Source organism: Enterobacter sp. ku-bf2, from assembly GCF_001742765.1.
GTDB classification, from domain to species: domain Bacteria; phylum Pseudomonadota; class Gammaproteobacteria; order Enterobacterales; family Enterobacteriaceae; genus Enterobacter; species Enterobacter quasiroggenkampii.
In genome coordinates, this window is sequence record NZ_MDVW01000018.1 from 211,319 (window position 1) to 231,834 (window position 20,516).

Genomic DNA, 20,516 nt, shown 5'->3' on the forward strand with positions numbered 1-20,516 from the left:
AAGAAAAAAGGGTCAGGGTTCGTTGTGAGGAGGTATTGATTAATGCTGGAGCGATCGTGCCAGATCAACGCGCGCGTAAAGGACGGTAAATGAATGAGTGGTTGAAAGTGACAGGTGAGCGGTCAAAGGGGGCGACGAGCGGTTCCGGCTCGCCGCCAGGGGGCGAAATTATGTGATTGAGATCACTTGATTATTCGGGGTACGCTCCACGGCCAGATAGCTTTCCAGCGTCCTGATGAGCTTCTCCTTCAGCCAGCTTGGTTCCAGTATCTGAATATGGGGGAGCCAGTAGAACAGCAGCGGCAGGATCTGGTTCTCGTGGGCCGCCTGGCAGCGCAGCGTGACGCCGCCCTGTTGCTCCTCCACCAACTCCTGTTCCGGCAGAAGATCGCGGCGCAGGAAGTAATGTGAAATATTATCTTTAATGAATATTTTCACCGCGAAAGTATCTTCGGACACCCAGGGATCAAGGCTTTTTTCCAGCAGCTCAAGGACATTTTCTTCGGGAGTGAAGGTCGTTTTCTGAATATCAAACCAGCTAATCTGGCTCAATGAGAAGGATTTCAGCCGGTTATTTTCGGTGGCTTGTAAATACCATATATTTTTTTTGTTAATGAGTTTATAGGGATTAATCAGGCGGGTTTTGCCCTTATAAACGATCTGGCAAACATTATGGTTTTTAATCGATTTCTCAACTTTCGTTAAATGACGGCGAATATCGCGTTCTAACGTGTGTTCCGCTTCATTACCAAGAATAAGAATATGGTTTTCATCTACGCGCGTTTCAAGCTTTTGCCAGAATTCCGTATTTCTTTCAGGGAAAAAGCTGTCGGCATTCAGAAAGTTAGCCAGAGTGTGGTGCAATCCTTGTCCGCCGGGCGATTGTGCAGAATGAATCAGACGATATAGCCCGTTACCGGTATGTTCAACAATGGGAGAGAGTGCATTTAAATCCCGATAGACGGTGCGCTCGGTAATTTTAAATTTCTCCATTAGCGCACTGCGGTTTACCACACCGTTTAAATGTAGCTCAAGGAGAATATCGACCAGACGTTCAGCCGAGCGGCTCCGCGTCGTTTTAGCCATAAGGTCATCCTGTATATATAGGCATGCGCTGAATGATGCGGGTGCACTGACACAACCTGTCAGTATTCAGGCACAGAAAATTTCTCTTATGGGTATATAACGGCGTGATTTAGCGGAAACCTTAGGAGTTTTTGCAGAAAGCGGCGCTGGCCGGAAAAAAGGCCAGCGCGAGGGAGATCACACGGCGGCTTCCGTCTCCAGCATGACCGGGTGGAAACGGCGCCTGAAGTAGATCAGGCCGTGGCCCGCATCACTCAGGATGATGTTTTTAATTTCAACAAGATAAACCAGATGCGTGCCGATGGTTTGCACCTGGCTTATTTCGCCTTCAAGGCTGGCCAGCGCGCCCTTGAGCACCGGCTGCGCCAGCGGGCCTTTCTGCCAGCAGGAGAGGGCAAAGCGATCCTCCATCGTCATACCGGTCATCCCGGCGAAATGGCGAGCCATGATCTCCTGCTCGTGGTTCAGCACGTTAACGCACAGCCTGCCGTTGCCCTGGAATACCGGGTTCATGGCGCTGTTGGCGTTGATGCATACCATCACCGACGGCGGGGTGTCCGTGACCGAGCAGACGGCGGTGGCGGTGATGCCGCAGCGTCCGGCCTCACCCTCGGTGGTGACAACATTGACCGCGGCCGACAGGCTGGCCATCGCGTCGCGAAAACGCAGGCGTTGTTCTGATTGCATGAAAACCTCCCGCTGCGCTATTTCAGCAGCTTATCCAGCATGTTGATATCGCTGTTATTGTGCAGGTGCGGCACCGTCCAGCCGTGTTGGTCGTATTCGGACATGCAGCGGTCGACCATCGCCATCATCTTGTCCATGTTGCCGGAGCTCTGCGCCTGGCGCAGACACTGCAGGCGGATCTCATCCTGGCTGCCGGAGTAGTTAATTTCGTACAGCTCGTGACGGCCGCCAAACTCGCTGCCGATGGCATCCCACATCAGCTTCAAAATCTTGATGCGTTCGACGTGATCCATGCCGTTGGAGCCGCGCACGTATTTCGCCAGATACTGATCGATCTGCGGGTTGTTCAGGTCCCGGGCGCTGGACGGCAGGTAGATCAGCCCGGAGGTGACGTTACGCTCGATGATGTTCTTGATCTTGGCGTAGGCCATCGGGGCCATCACGCGGTAGGTCTGCAACGCCGCGTGGTCCGGCAGATACGCGCCGTTGACCCACGGCGTGGCTTCGGAACACATGGAGTCGCTCAGCGCCCAGAACATGTTGCGCCAGGCCACCACTTCGCCGAGATCCGCCTGCACGCCGCGGAACTCCAGGGTGCCGGTGCACTCCAGGGATTTCTTCAGCAGGGCGGTGATGAAGTCGAGCTTCACCGCCAGGCGCACGCAGGCCTGCAGCGGGTACATGCGGGCGAAACCGCCTTCCATCGTCCAGCGGCGGCAGCGGTCGAAATCGCGGTAGATCAGCACGTTTTCCCACGGGATAAGCACGTGATCCATCACCAGGATGGCGTCGTTCTCGTCAAAGCGGCTGGAGAGCGGATAGTCGTAAGGGGATCCGGTTGCGCCTGCCACCATCTCGTAGGAGGCGCGGGAGATAAGTTTCACGCCCTCGGCATCCATCGGCGCGACGAACATCAGCGCGAAGTCCGGGTTTTCGCCCATCACCTGCGCGGATCCAAAGCCGATCATGTTGTAGTGGGTCAGGGCAGAGTTGGTGGCCACCACTTTCGCGCCGCTGACGATAATCCCGGCGTCGGTCTCTTTCTCCAGCTTGATGTAGACGTCTTTTACCTCGTCCGCTGGCTTGTGGCGGTCGATCGGCGGGTTAACGATGGCGTGGTTGAAGTACAGGCCGGTTTCCTGAATGCGGGTGTACCAGTTCCGGGCGTTCTGCTCGAACTGGCCGTAGAAGGCCGGGTTGGCGCCCAGCGCACAACCGAACGCGGCTTTGTAGTCCGGCGTGCGGCCCATCCAGCCGTAGCTCAGTCGCGACCACTCGGCGATGGCATCGCGCTGCTGGCGCAGGTCGTCGGCGCTTTTCGCCACGCGGAAGAACTTGTGGGTATAGCCGCCGCTGCCGGTGTCGGTGCCCCAGCACAGCGTGTCCTGCATGTCCGGCTTGTGCAGCGCGTCGTACATCTGCGCGATGGAGGCTGCCGCATTGCGAAATGCCGGATGGGTGGTGACGTCTTTGACGCGCTCGCCGTAGATATAAATCTCACGCCCGTCCTGCAGGCTTTTTAAATACTCTTCACCGGTTAACGGACGTTTGGCATCAGCGCGGAACTCTTCAGGCTTCATAGGGACCTCGTATCGGAATAGTGTTGTTAAATTTATGTTTTGTTTTTGTTGTTTAATTGAAGCCTGAGAGGGACGTAACGTGAAGGGACGTTTGGGACAACGACGGGTACTTTTCGGGGGGGATGTGGTTTTGTGATCTGGGCGGCTTTTCGGCGGGTGGCGCTGCGCTTACCCGCCCTACGAACCGTGATGCGTTCAGGAAACCGGTACTTTCTGCGCCCGATACGCGCTGGGCGAGCATCCCACTAAGCGGTTAAAAAAGCGGGCGAAATAGGCCGGATCTTTGAACCCCAGCTGCCAGGCAATCTCGCTGACGGTGCTGTCGGAGAAGAGCAGCAAGCGCCTGGCCTCCCGCAGCTGGCGGTCGAAGATCAGGCGTTTTGGCGGACGGTTGGCGAAGCGGCGGCAGATATCGGTCAGTCGGGATTCGGTCAGGTGCAGCTCGCTGGCGTATTCCGGCACCGTCCAGTGCTGGTGGTAGTGGGTGTCGATCAGCTGGGTAAAGCGCTGGAACAGCTTCAGCTCGCCGCGCATGCCGCCTGAGGCGTGGTCGTCGAGCTTCGCGTTGCGCAGCAGCAGGGTAAACACCGCCTGCGCCAGCAGGACCAGGGTATGCTCGCGCCCGGGCAACTGCTCCGTGGATTCCCGGGCAATCAGCTGCCAGTAGTGCTTCAGCGCCGCCAGCTCGTCCGGCCTGTCGGCAAGCGAGAGGCAGATCCCCGGCAGGCCAAAGGCCTCCCGCGTGCCGGGGTAGAGCACCTCCAGCAGCGGCCAGATCAGATCCTCGCGCACCGTCAGCACGTGACCGTCGCTGTCGGATTCGGTGATAAACGCGTGCGGCACCGACGGCGGCGTGAGGACAAACAGCGGCGCCTGCACCGAATAGCGGTGATCGTCGAGCTGGAGCTCGATTTGCCCGGTATCGAGAAAGTGCATCTGAAAGTACTGGTCGTGACGATGCGCCTGCATGTCGCGGCCAAAAAAGGCCGCCATGCGGGCGAACGACTGGTAGTGCACATCGTCGGTGCCCAGACTTTCGTCGTACTCCTTGCTGATATCAATGTTGGCGATAGGGTTCTGGCACATGATCGTTCCTCTGTTGATCCCGCTGCGTCATCGGAATGCGCGTCAGCACCAGCGCGCCGACCACCAGCAGCCCGGCCACAAACCACAGCCCCGAGCTGAAGCTGCCGGTCGCGTCGCGCAGGATCCCGATCAGCAGCGGGCTGACGGCGGAGCCGACGTTGCCGATGGCGTTGATCACCGCCAGCGCCACCGCGCGGGACTGCAGGCTAATAACCCGATCCGGCGTGGTCCAGAATATCGCCATGGCGGTAAACGATCCGGTTGAGGCCATGATGATGCCAAGCAGCTGGATCAGGCTGTGATCCGTCGCGGAGGCCAGCATCCATCCCGCCGCGGCGAACAGGTACGGCAGGATGGTGTGCTTTTTTCGCTCTTTCAGCCTGTCGGAACGGCGGCTCCACCAGATCATCCCGAGGATGGTGCAGAACTGCGGGATCGCCGCCAGCAGGCCGATGACGATATTGCTGCTGCCCGTGTTGAAGCTTTGCAGGATCTGCGGCGTCCAGATGTTGATCGCACTCAGCGTATTGGTCAGGCAGAAGTAGGCCAGCGTGTAGAGCAGCACCGCCGGGGTCAGCACCTCGCGCAGCGTCGAACGCGGCGTGACGGATTGGGCAATCGCGACCTCCTGCTCGCGGGCGATCATCGTTTTGAGCGCCTGCTTTTCGTCCTCCTCCAGCCAGGTGGCCTGGTCCGGCGTGTCGTTGAGGTAAAACCAGGTCACCACGCCGAGCACCACCGACGGCAGCCCTTCCAGCAGGAACAGCCACTGCCAGCCCTTGAGGTTCCACAGTCCGTCCATCGCCAGAATGTACCCGGAGAGGATCGAGCCGAGCATCATGGTGACCGGCATGGCAATCATAAACAGCGCGTTGGCGCGGGCGCGGTGATAGGCCGGGAACCACCAGGTGAGATAGACCAGAATACCCGGCAGAAAACCGGCTTCGGCAATGCCCACCAGCATGCGAAGGACGTAAAGGGTTTCGGGGCTGGTAGCGAACATGGTGCAGGTAGAGGCCACACCCCATACCACCATGATCCCGGCGATCCAGCGGCGTGCGCCGATCTTCGCCAGCATGATGTTGCTCGGGATGCCGCACAGCACGTAGGTGACGTAAAACAGCGTCGCGGCCAGGCCAAACATGGTTGACGTGAGGCCCAGATCTTTACCCATTGTCAGCCCGGCGAAGCCGATGTTGATGCGATCGAGGAACGAGAAGACAAACAGGATAAAGAGAAAGACGATCAGGCGTCGGAACAGCTTGTGAATGACGCGGTGTTCAACAGCTTTATTATCATGCATTTGCAGGGTAGAGGTCGTCATGATGCGCTCCAGATCTTACGTTTAGTAGACGGATTTATTGTTATGAACTGACGTAACCGGTGTTTCGATAAAGCGTGCCGCCAGCGCTTCCGCGCCGCGGGCAAGCAGGGTCGTGTCGACCCCGACGGCGACAAACAGCGCGCCGAGCTCAAGATAGCGTTTTGCCAGCGGTTCATTCGCCATCAGGATGCCGGGAGCTTTACCGGCAGCGCGTATCTGCGCGATCGCCTGCTCAATAGCGGCCTGCACCTCCGGGTGCTGCGGATTGCCGGCAAAGCCCATGTCGGCGCTCAGATCCGCCGGGCCGATAAACACGCCGTCGACACCTTCCACGTCCAGGATCTGCGGCAGGTTTTTCAGCGCCTCGCGGGTTTCAATCTGCACCAGCACGCACATGGCGTCGTTGGCCTGCTGCAGGTAATCGGGAATGCGGTTCCAGCGCGACGCGCGTGCCAGGGCGCTGCCCACCCCGCGAATGCCCGCAGGCGGGTAGCGGGTGGCACGTACCGCCAGACGCGCTTCGTCGGCGTTTTGCACCATCGGCACCAGCAGGGTTTGTGCACCCACGTCCAGCAGCTGTTTGATCTGCACCGGGTCGTTCCACGACGGGCGGACCACCGGCTGGCTCGGATAAGGGGCGATAGCCTGCAGCTGGGTCAGGACGGTCTGCACGCTGTTCGGCGCGTGCTCGCCGTCGATCAGCAGCCAGTCGAAGCCTGCTCCGGCCAGCAGCTCGGCGCTGTAGCTGCTGGTCAGCCCCAGCCATAATCCAATTTGCGGACGGCCTGCTTTTAGCGCCGCTTTAAATGCGTTTTGCATCGTGCTCTCCTAGGCAAAGCGGCAGCTGATGGAGCCCATGTTGCCGTAATCGACGTGGAAGGTGTCGCCTCTGCTGGCGGGCACCGGGCGGGTAAACGAGCCGCCGAGAATGATTTGGCCAGGCTCAAGCTGCACGTCGTACGGCGCAAGCTTGTTGGCCAGCCACGCCACGCCGTTGGCCGGGTGGTTCAGGACGCCTGCGGCCACGCCGGTCTCTTCGATCACGCCGTTGCGGTAGAGCAGGGCGGAGATCCAGCGCAGGTCCAGCTCGTCGGGCTTAATCGGACGGCCGCCGAGGATCACGCCCGCGTTGGCGGCGTTATCGGAGATGGTGTCGAAGACCTTGCGCGGACGCTGGGTCTCCGGGTCGACGTTGTGGCAGCGGGCGTCGATCAGCTCCAGCGCGGGGATGACGTAGTCCGTGGCGTTATAGACGTCGAAGATCGTGCAGTTCGGGCCGCGCAGCGGTTTTGCCAGCACGAACGCCAGCTCCACTTCAATGCGCGGGACGATAAAGCGATCGACGGGAATGTCGCTGCCGTCATGGAAGAACATGTCGTCCAGCAGTGCGCCGTAGTCCGGCTCGCTGATCTGCGAGCTGGCCTGCATCGCTTTAGAGGTGAGGCCGATCTTGTGGCCCTTCAGCACGCGGCCTTCGGCGATCTTCAGGCTCACCCATTCGCGCTGGACGGCGTAGGCGTCTTCAATCGTAATCTCCGGATAGTCCAGCGAGATCGCGCGGATCTGCTCCCGGGACTGTTCCGCCTGATGCAGACGATGGGCGATCAGGGTATGGGTATGTTTGTCGAGCATGGAGTATCCTTTATGCGGCTGTTGCCGGGTGGCGCTGCGCTTACCCGGCCTACGATGTAGGGTACGGGCGGTGTGGGTCCGCTACTTAAACAACGCATGCACGTTGTTCTGTTTGTAATTGAGCGTCGGGTGCAGTTCGTCGAGCTCAAACGACAGCGCCAGGTAGCGGCTCGCCATCAGCTCCGCGAAGTGCGCTTTGATAAGCCCAAACAGCATCTCCCCCACGGCCTCCCGGCTCTCCAGACTGCGCCCGGCACCAATCTTCAGCGTCATATGGACAAAGGCGTAATCGTGTTTTCCGTCGGCCATCTGCCAGGTGTCCAGCCAGTGGGCGCGGCTGCGGATACCGCCGATAGGGAAGATGCCCGTGGCGGCGAGTGCCTCGTTCACTTTGGCGAACAGCCCCGGCAGGTCGGCCTGCTCGCGGATGTTGTCGGTACATTCAGCAATAAAGTGCGGCATGGTGGCTCCTTAGGCGGACAGCGGGAAAACGGCGTTGACCTGGCCGGTGCCGGAGCTGGCGAACAGCTCGGTGAGAAACTCCACCTTGCCGTCGTATTTGTCCCAGCCGAGCATGCCCAGCAGCATCACCGTGTCGTGCATATTGCCCTCGCCGTAGCAGTAGTCGGCGTACTCCGGCAGCATGCTGCAGAATTCTTTGAACTGACCCTCGCGCCACAGCTTCACGACGCGCTCGTCCATCTGGCGGTCGAACTCGCGGGTGTAGCTGTTCATCCCTTCTTCCGCGCGCTGGTCGTCGATAAAGCGGTGCGACAGCGAGCCGCTGGCGAGCACCGCCACGGTGCCGTCGTATTTTTCAATGGCGCTGACGATGGCCTCGCCCAGCCTGCGGCTGTCGGCGAAGTCGTGAACCGTGCAAAACGCCGAAATAGAGACCACTTTGAAGTGCTTATCCGCGTTCATGTAGCGCATCGGCACCAGCGTGCCGTACTCGAGCTTCAGGCTCGGAATGTTGTGCGCTTTGGCGCGCACGCCAAGCTTCACCGCCTCGTCGGCTATCAGCTGGCCGAGTTCCGGGTTGCCGTCGTAGTCGTAAGTCATGTCGCGGATAAAGTGCGGCAGCTCGTTGCTGGTGTAGACGCCCGAAAAATGGTCCGCACAGTTGATGTGGTAGGCGCTATTCACCAGCCAGTGGGTGTCGAAGACGATAATGGTATCGACGCCCAGCTCCCGGCAGCGCTTGCTGATCTCTTTGTGTCCGTCGATAGCGCCCTGGCGGCAGCCGTGGTTTTTACCCGGCAGCTCGGAGAGATACATCGACGGCACGTGGGTGATTTTTGCCGCTAACGCTAATTTACCCATTTTCAGATCCCCCACTTTGGAATCGGATGGTCGCCCATGGAGATGCAGACGTTCTTCATCTCCGCGAACACCTCGAAGCTGTACTCACCCCCCTCGCGGCCGGTGCCGGAGGCCTTCACGCCGCCAAACGGCTGGCGCAGGTCGCGCACGTTCTGGGTGTTGACGAACACCATGCCCGCTTCGATATTGCGCGCCAGACGGAGTACCTTGCTCACGTCCTGGGTCCAGATGTATGACGCCAGGCCGTACTCCACGTCGTTGGCCAGGCGCAGCCCTTCTGCTTCGTCCTTGAACGGCAGCAGGCAGGCCACCGGCCCGAAGATCTCCTCCTGCGCCACGCGCATGCGGTTATCAACATCCGCCAGCACGGTCGGGCGCAGGAAGTTGCCGCCTTTCAGGTGTGCAGGCAGATCGGTCGGTTTGTCCGGGCCGCCCGCCAGCAGGGTTGCGCCTTCCTCGATGCCGAGGCGGATATAGCCGGAGACTTTCTCCCAGTGCTGCTGGCTAATCAGCGCGCCAATCTGGGTATTTGGATCGGTCGGGTCGCCCACGCGCAGGCGGTTGGCGCGCTCGGCGAAGCGCTTGACGAATTCCGGGTAGATGCTCTGCTGGATGAAGATGCGCGAGCCCGCGGTGCAGCGCTCGCCGTTGATGGAGAAGATGGTGAACAGGGCGGCGTCCAGCGCGCGCTCGATATCCGCGTCTTCAAAAATCAGTACCGGGGATTTGCCGCCCAGCTCCATGGAGTACTTCTTCAGCCCGGCGTTTTTCATGATGTTGCGCCCGGTGGCGGTGCCGCCGGTGAAAGAGACCGCGCGCACGTCGTGATGACGCACCAGCGCATCGCCTGCCGTCGCTCCGTAGCCCTGAACGACGTTCAGCACGCCCGCCGGAATACCCGCTTCGAGGGCCAGTTCGCCCAGACGGTCGGCGGTCAGCGGGGAGAGTTCAGACATCTTCAACACCGCGGTATTACCTAAGGCCAGACAGGGCGCGACCTTCCAGGTGGCGGTCATAAACGGCACGTTCCACGGCGACACCAGCGCGCAGACGCCCACCGGCTGTACCAGGGTGTAGTTGAGCATCTTGTCGTCAACCGGGTAGGTCTTGCCGTTCATTTGCTGGCACACCTCGGCGAAAAATTCGAAGTTGTGCGAGGCGCGCGGGATCAGCACGTTTTTGGTCTGGTGGATCGGCAGCCCGGTATCGGCGGTTTCCATGGCGGCGATCTCCGGGACGTTCTGGTCGATCAGATCGCCCAGACGACGCATCAGGCGCGCGCGCTCCTTCATCGGCAGGTTGGCCCACTTCGGAAACGCCTCTTTGGCGGCGGCAACGGCCTGATGGATTTCGGCTTCACCGCCGGAGGCCACTTCAGCCAGGACCTCGCCGGAGGCCGGGTTAGTGGTGTGGAAGTAGTCGCTGCCCGCGACGTTTTTTCCGTTGATCCAATGGTTTATCTTTTTCATTTTGCCGTCTCCTCACTCACAATTCGGTTCACCAGGCGTCCCACGCCTTCCACTTCCACCACCACCTCATCGCCCGGCACCACGTCGGAGAGCCCCTTCGGCGTGCCGGTGGCAATCATGTCGCCCGGCTGCAGGGTCATAAAGTCGCTCAGGTACGCAATCAGGTACGGGATGCTGAAGATCAGATCCGCCGTGGTGCCTTCCTGACGCAGCTCGCCGTTCACGAAGGTGCGCAGGGCGAGGTTGTGCGGGTCGGGAATGGCCTCTTTTGGCACGATGTTGGGGGATATGGGGGTCAGCCCGTCGCGGCTTTTCACCCGCAGGTTCGGGCGGTAGTAGTTTTCGAGATAGTCACGAATGGCGTAGTCGTTGCAGACCGTATAGCCCGCAACATAGTCCATCGCCTCGGCTTCGCTCACCTTACGCGCCGTTTTGCCGATGACCACCACCAGCTCCGCTTCATAGTGCATGTACTCGACGTTGTTCGGGCGCACCGAGGTCTGGTTGTCACCGTTGAAGGTGTTAGGCGCTTTGATAAAGACCAGCGGCTCGGTGGGCGGCTTGAAGTCCAGCTCGCTGGCGTGATCGGCATAGTTCAGACCGAGGGCAAACAGCGTGGCGTGCGGCGGCGTGCGGTGTGTGTTAGCGACGTCGCGTTCATCCACCACCGGGTTTTCCAGCGGCGGAAACCCCTCCGCCAGAATACGCACGCGATCGCCCGGGCGGATCTCAACGCGGCTGTGCGGGGTACCGAGCAGGATCGCATCGCCGGGATTAAGGGTGGCGAACTCGCTCAGGGCGCTCAGCAGTTCGGCAGCGTTACGCTGCAGATCGGCGGTGTTCCAGTGGTCCGCTTCGCGGCCGTTGATCTCGGTGATGATGGTCAGGTTATCCACGTTATCAACGGCGACCGGTTCGCCAAGCGGGCAGAATCCGTCCCGGCATTTGGCCTTGATGGCCGGGCGGTAGAAGCTCTCTTCCGGCAGGCTCACCTCGTTGGCGAGCGCGTATCCCGCAATATATTCCGCGGCGTCCTCCACGCGCACCTTGCTGGCGGTTTTGCCCACGACCAGCGCCACCGTGGCGCCGCTCAGCACCGTTTCCCCCTGCGGGAACGGAATGGGCTCGCCCGCGCGAATCACGGTGTTATGCGGTTTGATAAACCACACCGCCGTTTTCGGCGGCGTGTTGTAGGGGGCTTTTTCAAACGCCTCACGCCAGGCTTCGCGCTGGCTTTGATGGTTGAGGGCGACGGCAAAAACGGTACCTTTCATTCACATACTCCTCAGGCCGGAGGTCCGGTTTGGATTTCATTAATATGTTAATGATCTGGTTTTATGCTTTTGCTGTTTATTTCGCAATCAGAAGTGAAAAATTTGTGATATGAATAACAATAAATTTACATATTCTTTTTTATGTATAGTAAAATCAGTTTGTTAATAAAATTAATGGGTTTCTGTTAGACTTTTTGGCAGAAAACGTGTTGTTTATAAAAACATCTTTTCGTGTTTGTTTACTTGTTAATGATGTGAAGGGAACAGGCTATGCATGATTCATTAACCATCGCGCTGCTGCAGGCGCGGGAAGCGGCGATGTCCTACTTCCGCCCGATTGTGAAGCGCCATAATCTGACCGAGCAGCAGTGGCGTATTGTGCGCGTGCTGGCTGAACATCCGTCGATGGATTTTCACGATCTGGCGTTTCGCACCTGCATCCTGCGCCCGAGCCTGACCGGCATTCTGACGCGCATGGAGCGCGACGGTCTGGTGCTGCGCTTAAAGCCGGTGAACGACCAGCGCAAGCTGTACGTCTCGCTGACCAAAGAGGGCAATGCGCTGTATGAGCACGCCCAGGCGCAGGTGGAAGAGGCGTATCAGCAGATTGAGGCGGAATATACGCCGGAGAAGATGAAACAGCTGACGGCGCTGCTGGAAGAGTTTATTGAACTCGGAAACCGTCATAACGCAGCGCGGGATGAAGAGTAAAAACCACAAATTCCAGGATGAATTTCGTAAAGTTTTCCCTTTCCAGGCCGAAAATTCTGTATCTGTCTGAGGAAAGAGAAAACATGTTAAACCGTATCAAGATTGTCACCAGCTTAATGCTGGTTTTAGCGATATTTGGCCTTTTACAACTCACATCCGGTGGTCTTTTCTTTAATGCTCTGAAGAATGACAAAGAGAATTTCACCGTTCTGCAAACCATTCGCCAGCAACAGTCCACGCTGAACGCCAGCTGGGTAGCGTTGCTGCAAACCCGTAATACCCTGAACCGCGCGGGTATCCGCTACATGATGGATCAGAGCAATATCGGCAGCGGCGCGACCGTGAACGATTTGATGCAAATCGCCTCTGTGTCTCTGAAGCAGGCGGAAAAAAACTGGGCTGCCTACGAAGCCCTGCCGCGCGATCCGCGTCAAAGCGATGCGGATGCCATGGAGATCAAGCGTAACTATGATATTTACCACGGCGCGCTGGCGGAGCTGATCCAGCTGCTGGGCGCGGGCAAAATCAACGCCTTCTTCGACCAGCCGACCCAGAGTTACCAGGACGGTTTTGAGAAGCAGTACGTGAGCTACTTGCAGCAGAACGACAAGCTGTACCAGATGGCGGTCGAAGACAGCAACAGCTCCTACAGCCAGGCTATCTGGGTGCTGATCAGCGTCCTGATTGCCGTGCTGGTGGTGATCGTGGCCGTCTGGCTGAACATCAAGCAGACGCTGATCTCCCCGCTGAATCGTCTGATCGATAACATTCGCCATATCGCCAGCGGCGACCTGGTGAAGCGTATTGAAGTTCAGGGCACCAACGAGATGGGTGAACTGGCCGACTCGCTGCGCCATATGCAGGGCGAGCTGGTGCGTACCGTTGGCGACGTGCGTAACGGCGCGAATGCGATCTACAGCGGCGCGAGTGAAATCGCGATGGGCAACAATGACCTCTCCTCCCGTACTGAACAGCAGGCCGCTTCCCTGGAAGAGACCGCTGCCAGCATGGAGCAGCTGACCGCGACCGTTAAGCAGAACGCCGAGAACGCCCGTCAGGCGAGCCATCTTGCCCTGAGCGCCTCCGAAACCGCGCAGAAAGGCGGCAAAGTGGTGGATAACGTGGTGCAGACCATGCGCGATATCGCGGGCAGTTCGCAGAAAATTGCCGACATTATCAGCGTGATCGACGGCATTGCTTTCCAGACCAACATCCTGGCACTGAACGCGGCGGTAGAAGCGGCGCGTGCGGGCGAGCAGGGCCGTGGTTTTGCGGTGGTGGCAGGTGAAGTGCGTAACCTGGCCCAGCGCAGCGCCCAGGCGGCACGCGAGATCAAGAGCCTGATTGAAGACTCCGTGGGTCGCGTTGAAGTGGGTTCAACGCTGGTCGAAAGCGCTGGTGAAACCATGGGTGAGATCGTGAATGCGGTCACCCGCGTCACGGACATCATGGGCGAAATCGCCTCTGCGTCTGACGAGCAGAGCCGCGGTATCGACCAGGTCGGTCTGGCGGTGGCTGAGATGGATCGCGTGACCCAGCAGAACGCCTCGCTGGTGGAAGAGTCTGCCGCAGCGGCAGCCGCACTGGAAGAGCAGGCAAGCCGTCTGACGCAGGCCGTGGCGGTGTTCCGCATTCAGCAGGAGCAGATGAAAGCGCGCGAATTCGCTTCCGCGAAAACCGTTGCAGCACCGGCGATGGCGCGTAAAACGGTTACCGCTGATGCAGGTGATAACTGGGAAACGTTCTAACGCCGTATGTTGTGCCGGGTGGCGGCTGCGCCTTACCCGGCCTACGGTTCGTGGTTTTGCCGGGTGGCGGCTGCGCCTTACCCGGCCTACGGTTCGTGGTTTTGCCGGGTGGCGGCTGCGCCTTACCCGGCCTACGGTTCGTGGCTTTTGCCGGGTGGCGGCTGTGCCTTACCCGGCCTACGGTTCGTGGTTTTGTAGGCCCGGTAAGCGCAGCGCCACCGGGCGATATTACAGAGGCAGGCGCATGGCGCAGCGCGTTTCATACGCGAAACCGTGCGCTGTCTCTTCTTCCCTTTTCTGACGCATTTCAGGCGTCAGGGTCGTCATTTTTTCAAACCCCAGCCGGGCATAGAACGGCGCATTCCACGGTACGTCCCCGAACGTCGTCAGCGTCAGCGCTGTCAGCCCCCTGTTACGGGCATGGTCTGCCACGCAGGCGATGAGCTGCCTGCCGATCCCTTTTCCCTGCCAGTCCAGATCAACCGAGAGTTCGACAATAAACAGTGAAGACGGATGGGCTTCGGCAAGGATAAACCCGACGGGGTAGTCGTTTGCCAGCGCCAGCCAGCTTAGCCCGCGTTCGACATAGCCGAGGTGTTGCTCAGCGGAAATGACCTCGCCGTCGGCAAGCCAGGCGAGTGCCGGGAAGTCACGAAAGCGCCCGGCCGCCGCGCGTTCAATGGCGGACAGGGCAGCAACGTCGTTGCGGGTGGTGGGGCGAATGCGAAGAGTCATGGCGGCAAGTATAACCTGACCCGTCGACATTATTCCGAGCAGATCAGCACCGGCGAATAGAAATTGCTGATCACCAGCGCGTCTTCCGGCGTGCGCTCGATCGTCAGAAGCCTTTTATTGCCCAGCGTCAGGCCGGCAACGTATTTTTCAAAGACCCCGGGCGGCATGGCGTCATGGCTAAAACGCTCCACTTTTTGAATAACGATCTCATACAGTTCACCTTCCACGTGACGCCATTTAAACATCTCCTGGCGGGAAATCTCCCAGCTGCGCGGGGCATTCACCACACTGCCGTTAACCGTGATGTACCCCGTTTTGTCGGGATGAAAACGCATAATGATCTCACCGTCAAAGGTGAAATCGTGGCTGTCGCGCCGGTCGGAGAAGGTCAAGTTTCCGTCACAGGCCACCGACAGCGGGGGCGTGTGAAAGTACCATGCCAGCACGGTGCCCAGCAGCAGCAGGTTGAGGATCAGGATTAGCCAAACTTTTTTGTGTCTCATATCACCACTCGTAATAGTAAAGCGTACGACAGGCGCTGGCTTTACCCTGCGTGAGGGAACATTGGGAGAGCACCAGCCGCCCTTCGTGGCCGTAGAAAAGCGTTCTCTGAATGTGCATGTAGAAAATTGAATTTTTCAGGCACGGAAGATGGCCGTCCTTCTGAAGCGTTTGCGCCAGCGTAATCGCCTTCCCGTGAAACACGTCCGCCAGCGGCGTAAAGGTGTAGACCGGGCAGGTGCCAATGTGCGTTAGCAGATGGATCTCCCGCTGTGAATTTTCTGGCTTGATGAGCGCGATCCAGAGGCATAGCGCAACGACGACCAGCGTGAGCGCGCCGCAGAACAGCCCTTCCGGGCGAACGCGCCATGCAGGTTTCGCCGTTTCGGCGGTCGGCGGAGCCTCCTCCAGCGGAGTGACCGTGACATCGGCGCTGAGCATAAAGCCCGTTTTCGGTACGGTAACGATAAACAGCGCGTCGGGAAGCAGTGTCGCCAGCATCTTGCGCAGAATGCTGATGTACTGGTTTAAGGAGTTGTTAGACCCCTGGAGCCCTCGCCGATCCCAGACTTCCTGGAGAAAGGTTTCCCGTTCAACGACGTTCCCATGATGCTGAACCAGCAGCTTCATGATGGTATTGGCCGTACAGGTGAGGAGCTGCGCATCATCGTCCGGCGCATTGATAAGAGAAACAGAACCGTCCTCGTCGTTGTAGACGATGGCGTCAGCAAGCAGGTATTTCATAAGTTCTTGTAATAAAAACAGAGATAAAAAATAAAAAGAGAAGGCCTACGCCTTCCGGGCTGCATTGCTGGCTATTTTAACGCCACTGTTACCGATAACATTGATCCAGGCAGGATTTTGGGTGGTTTAATAAGTCAGCGTGATAATCACGTCATCAATAAATTCCCCGGTGCCGGTTAGCGGCTGCGCCGGGACCTCGCCGTAAACGGTGTAGTTCTGGGTGCCGCCAGCGGGATTGGTGACCTGCAGCGCATCGCCGCTGCTTTGATCTCCCCAGCGTTGCGTGGCCGCCTCATCCTGCCAGAGCCCGTAGCGCAGGCACTGGCCCTCGCTGTTGCAGAGCTGCCGCTGGTTACCGCTGGCATGGTTGCCTTTGCCCATGGCAAGGGTGAGCGCGGTTCCGGCCGGACAGCGCGTGGTCAGGGTGGCGGTGGAACGCGTCGGACGCAGGGTCGCGGTGCTGGTCAGGGTGCCGAAGTTAAGGGGCGTCACGCGCTCGATGTAGCATCCCTGGCTGATTTCGGCCTGCGCGCTGGTGCCGCCCTGCACCTGCTCCCCCTCTGCGGAACCGTCCGAGCAGTTTTGCAGGGCATCCTGACGCAGGGCGCTGTGCCAGGCGATACGCAGATTCATGTTGTAGTTGTAATAGTGGTAGGCCGGAAGCTGGCTTTGCCCTGCCGGAATGGTCGCGATAAGCGGAAAGGTACCGCTGACGTTGGCATTGCTCTCCGCGGCCAGAGTTTGCTGAATCAGGTTCCCGCTGCTGGCAGGCCCCAGCTCCTGAGATCGCGCAGCACCGTTCAGCAGGCGGAAGAGGAGGGTGTACTGTTTTCCCTCCTGATCCCCCGGCGAGATCATCTCAAAGGGCGGGGCGTCTACGCTGCTCAGGCAGACGTTGAGATATTCCGTCCTGCCTTCGTTGTCGGCCTGGCAGCTAAACTTGACCTCGGTGTTGACGGAGGTGGTATTGCCCGCCACGACGTTGCCAAAGTTAATGGCGGTCATGGAGGTTATCCAGCAGGCTGCCGCCATCGCCTTCACGGACAGGACGATCAGCAATAATAACGGTGCTCTTAATGACACAGTTGTTCTCCGATATTCTGTATAGATGACGCGGTACGGGGCGCCGGAAGCGTGACCCGGCACTCCCCCTCACCGGTCTTCACCACCAGCTCACCCGGCAGGGGCGGATCTTCAAGCCAGATAAAGCCGTCGCGTCCCACGATGGTGGCACCCTGCGGCGTTGACACGACGCTGCCCAGCGGGAGCGGCCTGCGGCGGCTGTCGACCAGCCGGGCCTGAACCGTGACGGCATGATGGACGTTAAACTCGACTTTGACCGCGCTGCTGTTGCCCGGCCTGGCATGCATGTCGGTGACGGGGGCGATCACATCGGCGGGCAGATCGAGCGGGTTAATGCTGACTTTGCTGTTGTGGTAGCGCGGCAGATCGGTCAGCAGGAGATAACCGTCCTCATCCGTTTCACCGGCCGGGCGGTTTTCCAGCATCACCGGTACGTGCCCAACACCGTGCGTGGAGACCAGCGCCATGCCCTGCTGGATGTAGCGCAGCGCGTGCAGGCTGCCGTCCAGCAGCGTCAGGCTACCTTCGGCGGAGGCGTACTGGTTGCCCTGGCTGGCACCTTGCTGCAACCCAACGTGCCATTCGCCCGCTCGGCCCAGATAGCCTACGTCCGCATATTTTTCACGTCGTTCGCCAAAGCCCTGGCCCAGCTCCCATGACCAGCCGCCGGCCTCATCGTCCGGCTGGTGGCGGTAATCCATGCGCGGCGTATCCCGGCTGGCCTGAGCGGAGAGCGTGTCCTCGCGACCCAATGGGACGGAAAACAGCAGCTGAACGTGACTCGACGCATCCGTAAACGAGCGGGTGTAGCTCAGCGTGGTGGAGATGTGTGCCGGCAGCGATACCGACCAGGAGGCGTTGAGGTAACGCTCTGTGCTGCCCTGAATGTTCTGCTGTACCCAGCCCGCGCCCACGGTACCGAAATGGGGGATGGACTGGCTTACCCACACGCTGTCGCTGCGCCTGACGGGCGCGGCACCGCTCATGCGGGCGTTGTCGGCGAAATCCGCTTCGGTTCGGACGGTGCTGGCAGAAATGCCCGTTCCTCTGCCGTTCCACTGCCAGCCGAGGCCCCATTGAACGCCCTGACCGTAAGGGCTGTCGCTCACGGCAACGTGCTGGCTGAGCACCCCTACGGCGGGGGAGACCAGCCAGTCAGCGCCCGCGCCCACGTTGCGCAGCCTGCGCTGCTGCTCCGTATGCAGCGCCAGCGTCAGGTGATTATTCACCCCATAGCGCCAGCCTGCGTCCAGCAGCGGCGAGGCGGCATAGTCGTCGGAGTGCAGGGCGTAGTTTTCGCGCATCCAGCCGATGTCCAGCGAACCGCTGCTGAGCCCTTCCGCCAGCATCCCCGGCGCGCCGTAGAGATCGAGCTGTACGGCGCGACGCTGGCCGTTGATATCGGTAATGACCACCTCCGCTTGCCCGCTTCCGGTGAAGGAGGGCAGGGTATCCAGCAGAAAGTCTCCCGGCGTGACGCGCTGGCTGCTCTGCTTAAGGCCGTCGATATACAAATCGACCGTGGAAGGCAGCACGGCGGTGTCGCTGTAGCGGCTGCGCGGTTCGGTATTGAGCTGGGGATTGAGCTCAAAGTTACGTGCCCAGTGTAGCCCGCCAAAGCGCACCTGTCGGCTCCAGCGGGTGCCGGTGGTGACGCTGTCGCCCAGCGCCAGCGTGGTCAGCGAGTCGGTGTTGTCCCACTGCCAGCGGGTTTCGAGACGCGTGTGGGTCGGTCGACCGGCGCTGTTTTCCTCCCCGGCATGGCTTGAAAAACTGCTGCTGAACGTTCCGGGCAGCCCGCCGGACGCGGTCAGCATGGTCTGGGCGTTAAGCTGGCGCTTCCCCTGTACGTCGCTGGCGTAGAGCGCGTATCCGAGCGTATAGGCGCTGACGGGCTGCGCATCGGGATAGCGGTACATCGGCGCGGGCTTTGAGACGGTCAGATGCTGCTGGCCTTCGAGCGCGTCGGCCTCTGCGGTAATTGAAACCTGCTGGGACAGCACGTCGAGATTGACCTTCAGGCCTGGCAGGGAGGTCAGCTCAACCCACCCGGCGCGATCCTCCGGGGCGTGAAGCCCCAGCTTTTTCATGTCGCTGCGGCTTATCCATAGCGCATTATCCACCACCCGGCAGGCCCAAAGTTCGCCTCGCGGGGCGTGGTTCACGGTAATGGCCAGCCATTGCACGGTGTCGGCGGGATCAGTCCGGGCTGACAGCATGAGCGGTAGCCAAAACAGGAGCGCGAGAAGCGAGCGGGCGCAGAGGTATCTGGCTGGCATGATGGTCATCATTGAGATAGACGCGCAGCGTGCTGAGCGCGTGACGTGTGGGCTGCTTGAGCGATAAAAGGGCGGTTTGTCCCGGAAGCACATAGCCCGCCAGGCCTTTAATCGACCCTACAACTTTCCCATCGGCCGTCAGGGCCTCAAGGTGGCTCAGGCGGATGTGGCGGTTTCCGGCGTTAAAGCAGCGGAGAGTGGCCGGTATGTCTGCCTGCTCACAGCTCAGGGCATCGTGGCTGACGGGCGCGCTCTGGTTCCCGGCAATAAACACCGGAATCGAGTAGCGCAGCAGGAAGTGTACCGCGGAGGGGTTGGCGGCACGGGACGCGGCGTCCGGCAGTTCGTCGATGACCAGCCGGTAACTTTGTTCCTGCGCACGGTTGCCGGGCTGCATGACGATAATGCGCACCAGCTGCTGCTGGCCCGGCGCCAGTGATGTCATCGCCGGGCTGCTGACCACCTCCCCGGTGGCCACCAGCACATCTTTACCGTTTTTTTGCGTCCATTCGTACACCCGAATCTGCGCATGGATAGCCGCTTTCCCACTGTTAGTGAGATAGACCGCCGCTGCCCGCTGGTCGCTCTGCAGATCGAGCGTTACCGGGGCCACCTGAAGCGTGGCGGCCAGCGCGTAGCGTGACAGCAGCGCCAGCATCATGAGCCACAAAATGAAGCAGGGAAGGTAACGACGCACGATCAATACTCCAGTTTTAACGTGATATCGTCGCTGTAGTTCCCTGCCTGGGCGGTTGTCAGCGCCCCGGCGTCAATGACGCCATACAGCGTTTCCTCCTGTTCCGCTCCGTTGCCGGTATCGTCCAGGCCATTCGTACCGGTGATTTGCGTCTGTTTGCCTTCGTCAGCAAAGAGCTTCCACGCAATCTTCTGCGCGCCCGTTTCGCCATTTTCCGGCTTCAGCCAGAAGGTACCGTTTTCGCCGTCGTTGCTGGTGGCGGTGAGGGTGAACGGCGTGCCGTTGGTACAAACGATATCGACCTGCGTTTTGGCCTGGATTTCACTCGACTCATCGGAGCCGTGACGCGAGAAGTTAAGATCGTTGGCTTTGAGGGTGCACGACTTCACAACCTCAAGTGAGACGTGCATCGTCGCGCTTGCGGTACTGTCTGCGGCGATCGCAGCAGCAGGAAGCAGGAGAGCGGAACAACATACAGCGGTGGGAATAATTTTCATGATCTTATTTCCTGACGTGAGTAACAGTGCAATTACAAAGCGAATGACTGAGCGTCCAGC

General features: G+C 59.6%; 20 protein-coding genes. 2 read left to right on the forward strand and 18 right to left on the reverse strand.

All coding sequences use genetic code 11. The features are described 5' to 3' along the window. Positions 1-168 precede the first annotated feature (168 nt). The 11 genes from BFG58_RS16020 to hpaG form a co-directional block, all read right to left on the reverse strand. Positions 169-1,086: a YafY family protein gene (locus tag BFG58_RS16020; RefSeq protein WP_069720114.1), complete on the reverse strand. Its 918-nt coding sequence runs from the start codon at positions 1,084-1,086 to the stop codon at positions 169-171. 177 nt (positions 1,087-1,263) lie between these two features. Beyond that, positions 1,264-1,773, reverse strand: a complete 510-nt coding sequence (locus BFG58_RS16025) for a 4-hydroxyphenylacetate 3-monooxygenase reductase subunit (RefSeq protein WP_045907710.1) — start codon at positions 1,771-1,773, stop codon at positions 1,264-1,266. 17 nt (positions 1,774-1,790) lie between these two features. Then, entirely contained in the window at positions 1,791-3,353 is a 1,563-nt protein-coding gene (hpaB, locus tag BFG58_RS16030; RefSeq protein WP_008501307.1) for a 4-hydroxyphenylacetate 3-monooxygenase, oxygenase component, read from the reverse strand. Positions 3,354-3,548: 195 nt separating this feature from the next. Continuing rightward, positions 3,549-4,439 carry a 4-hydroxyphenylacetate catabolism regulatory protein HpaA gene (hpaA, locus tag BFG58_RS16035; protein WP_044597194.1) on the reverse strand — a complete coding sequence of 297 codons (891 nt, stop codon included), beginning with the start codon at positions 4,437-4,439 and terminating at the stop codon, positions 3,549-3,551. Beyond that, the gene (gene hpaX, locus BFG58_RS16040; protein ID WP_069720115.1) at positions 4,411-5,763 is read right to left on the reverse strand and encodes a 4-hydroxyphenylacetate permease; all 1,353 of its coding nucleotides are present in this window, start codon (positions 5,761-5,763) and stop codon (positions 4,411-4,413) included. The genes hpaA and hpaX overlap by 29 nt, the downstream gene beginning before the upstream one ends. A 21-nt stretch (positions 5,764-5,784) precedes the next feature. Next, complete coding sequence (hpaI, locus tag BFG58_RS16045; RefSeq protein WP_045907712.1) at positions 5,785-6,582, reverse strand: 4-hydroxy-2-oxoheptanedioate aldolase; 798 nt, start codon at positions 6,580-6,582, stop codon at positions 5,785-5,787. A gap of 9 nt (positions 6,583-6,591) precedes the next feature. Further along, positions 6,592-7,395, reverse strand: a complete 804-nt coding sequence (gene hpaH, locus BFG58_RS16050) for a 2-oxo-hept-4-ene-1,7-dioate hydratase (RefSeq protein WP_069720116.1) — start codon at positions 7,393-7,395, stop codon at positions 6,592-6,594. 81 nt (positions 7,396-7,476) lie between these two features. After that, entirely contained in the window at positions 7,477-7,857 is a 381-nt protein-coding gene (locus BFG58_RS16055) for a 5-carboxymethyl-2-hydroxymuconate Delta-isomerase (protein WP_069720117.1), read from the reverse strand. Between the two features lie 9 nt (positions 7,858-7,866). Beyond that, positions 7,867-8,718: a 3,4-dihydroxyphenylacetate 2,3-dioxygenase gene (gene hpaD, locus BFG58_RS16060; RefSeq protein WP_069720118.1), complete on the reverse strand. Its 852-nt coding sequence runs from the start codon at positions 8,716-8,718 to the stop codon at positions 7,867-7,869. A 2-nt stretch (positions 8,719-8,720) separates the two neighbouring features. Beyond that, entirely contained in the window at positions 8,721-10,187 is a 1,467-nt protein-coding gene (gene hpaE / locus BFG58_RS16065) for a 5-carboxymethyl-2-hydroxymuconate semialdehyde dehydrogenase (protein ID WP_025912116.1), read from the reverse strand. Further along, positions 10,184-11,461: a 4-hydroxyphenylacetate degradation bifunctional isomerase/decarboxylase gene (gene hpaG, locus BFG58_RS16070; RefSeq protein WP_069720119.1), complete on the reverse strand. Its 1,278-nt coding sequence runs from the start codon at positions 11,459-11,461 to the stop codon at positions 10,184-10,186. Before hpaG ends, hpaE begins: the two co-directional genes overlap by 4 nt. 270 nt (positions 11,462-11,731) lie before the next feature. Here hpaG and hpaR point away from each other — a divergent pair, with 270 nt between their 5' ends. Together hpaR and tsr are read left to right on the forward strand one after the other, a co-directional pair. Further along, positions 11,732-12,172 (forward strand): homoprotocatechuate degradation operon regulator HpaR, encoded by a 441-nt coding sequence (hpaR, locus tag BFG58_RS16075; protein ID WP_045907716.1) that lies wholly within the window; start codon positions 11,732-11,734, stop codon positions 12,170-12,172. 83 nt (positions 12,173-12,255) lie between these two features. Then, a complete protein-coding gene (gene tsr, locus BFG58_RS16080) occupies positions 12,256-13,920 on the forward strand; it encodes a methyl-accepting chemotaxis protein (RefSeq protein WP_069720120.1) in 1,665 nt (554 codons plus the stop codon). Between the two features lie 228 nt (positions 13,921-14,148). Here the strand turns inward: tsr and BFG58_RS16085 are convergent, their stop codons facing one another. The 7 genes from BFG58_RS16085 to BFG58_RS16115 all read right to left on the reverse strand — a co-directional run bounded on the left by BFG58_RS16085 (position 14,149) and on the right by BFG58_RS16115 (position 20,456). After that, positions 14,149-14,655: a GNAT family N-acetyltransferase gene (locus BFG58_RS16085; protein ID WP_069720187.1), complete on the reverse strand. Its 507-nt coding sequence runs from the start codon at positions 14,653-14,655 to the stop codon at positions 14,149-14,151. Positions 14,656-14,684: 29 nt separating this feature from the next. After that, complete coding sequence (locus BFG58_RS16090; protein ID WP_069720121.1) at positions 14,685-15,158, reverse strand: hypothetical protein; 474 nt, start codon at positions 15,156-15,158, stop codon at positions 14,685-14,687. 1 nt (position 15,159) lies between these two features. After that, on the reverse strand, positions 15,160-15,900 hold the full coding sequence (locus BFG58_RS16095; protein WP_069720122.1) for a winged helix-turn-helix domain-containing protein: 741 nt from the start codon (positions 15,898-15,900) through the stop codon (positions 15,160-15,162). Between the two features lie 126 nt (positions 15,901-16,026). After that, a complete protein-coding gene (locus BFG58_RS16100) occupies positions 16,027-16,983 on the reverse strand; it encodes a spore coat U domain-containing protein (protein WP_069720123.1) in 957 nt (318 codons plus the stop codon). Continuing rightward, positions 16,974-19,262: a fimbria/pilus outer membrane usher protein gene (locus BFG58_RS16105; protein ID WP_254665204.1), complete on the reverse strand. Its 2,289-nt coding sequence runs from the start codon at positions 19,260-19,262 to the stop codon at positions 16,974-16,976. Before BFG58_RS16105 ends, BFG58_RS16100 begins: the two co-directional genes overlap by 10 nt. Further along, on the reverse strand, positions 19,183-19,959 hold the full coding sequence (locus BFG58_RS16110) for a molecular chaperone (protein ID WP_063620690.1): 777 nt from the start codon (positions 19,957-19,959) through the stop codon (positions 19,183-19,185). The genes BFG58_RS16105 and BFG58_RS16110 overlap by 80 nt, the downstream gene beginning before the upstream one ends. A gap of 2 nt (positions 19,960-19,961) precedes the next feature. After that, complete coding sequence (locus BFG58_RS16115; protein WP_063620692.1) at positions 19,962-20,456, reverse strand: spore coat protein U domain-containing protein; 495 nt, start codon at positions 20,454-20,456, stop codon at positions 19,962-19,964. Between the last annotated feature and the right edge of the window lie 60 nt (positions 20,457-20,516).